Raw genomic sequence first — 1,195 nt, forward strand, 5'->3', positions numbered from 1 at the left:
TGACCTGAGACGGATCGTGTAGCCAGTTGGCTGGTGAGTTCTCTACCCTCGACAGGAAGGAGAGCTCCATGAAGAAGCGATTCACCGACGAACAGATCATCGGCATCCTGCGTGAGGCCGAGGTCGGCGCCATGTCGATCAAGGCGCTGTGCAAGAAACACAACCTGACCGAGCAGACCTTTTTCCGCTGGCGCAACAAGTTCGGCGGCCTGGATGTACCCGACGCCCGCCGGCTCAAAGACCTGGAGTCCGAGAACGCCCGGCTCAAGCGGCTGGTGGCCGAGCAGATGCTGGTCATCGATGGAATGAAGGAGATCGTCCGAAAAAAATGACGACCCCGTCGGAACGACGCGACACGGTCCAGGTGCTGGTCCGTCGGGGGATCTCGCAGCGGAAGGCCCTGCATTACCTGGGTTTGAGCCGCCGCATCGCCAGCTACGCCCCGCGCCAGGCCGCCAAGGACCAGGCGGTGGCCGAGCGCTTGCTGGCCGCGTCGCCGAAGGTGCCGCGGTTCGGGTATCGCCGGATGGCGGCCTGGCTGGACCTGGGCGAGGCCCGGGTGCGGCGCCTGTGGCGTCGGCTGGGCTTGAACATTCCCCGCCGCCGGCCGCGTCGCCGCCGATCCGGCAACGATATCCGCCTTCCGGGCGCGGTTCGCCCGAATGCCGTCTGGAGCTACGACTTCGTCCACGACCAGATGGTCGACGGGCGCGCCTTGAAGATGCTGTGCGTGATCGACGAATACACCCGGGAGTGCCTGGCCATCGAGGTCGGGGCCAGCCTGCGGGCGCAGGACGTGATCCTGACCCTGTCGCGGTTGATGCGGCTCTACGGCAAGCCGGCCTTTGTCCGCTCCGACAACGGCGCCGAGTTCACGGCGGCCAAGGTGATGCGCTGGCTGCGCGACGCGGCGATCGGCCCGGCGTTCATCGCGCCGGGCAGCCCCTGGCAGAACGGCTTCGTCGAGAGCTTCAACGGCAAGCTGCGGGACGAGCTGCTGAACCGCGAATGGTTCCGCAGCCGCGCCGAGGCGAAGGTACTGATCGAACGCTGGCGGCAGTTCTACAACGAGCAGCGGCCGCACAGCGCCCATGGTTACAAACCCCCGGCGAGCGTTCGCCGGAACTGGTCGAAACCCGATACCATCAACCCCGGACTCACTGCCTGATTGGCTACAAGTTCCATACTCAGGTCA

At 65.8% G+C, this 1,195-nt stretch carries 1 protein-coding gene; it reads left to right on the forward strand.

Features of this window, described 5'->3' with window-relative positions; all coding sequences use genetic code 11:
* Window positions 1–68 precede the first annotated feature (68 nt).
* Window positions 69–1,168 (forward strand): IS3 family transposase gene (locus F7Q96_RS26420; RefSeq protein WP_151023642.1). Its coding sequence is split into 2 segments (ribosomal slippage): window positions 69–318 and window positions 318–1,168, totalling 1,101 coding nucleotides; the frame shifts between segments, so codons are not numbered across the junction.
* Window positions 1,169–1,195: the final 27 nt, after the last annotated feature.

The organism is Cupriavidus gilardii, assembly GCF_008801915.1.
Classification (GTDB): domain Bacteria; phylum Pseudomonadota; class Gammaproteobacteria; order Burkholderiales; family Burkholderiaceae; genus Cupriavidus; species Cupriavidus gilardii.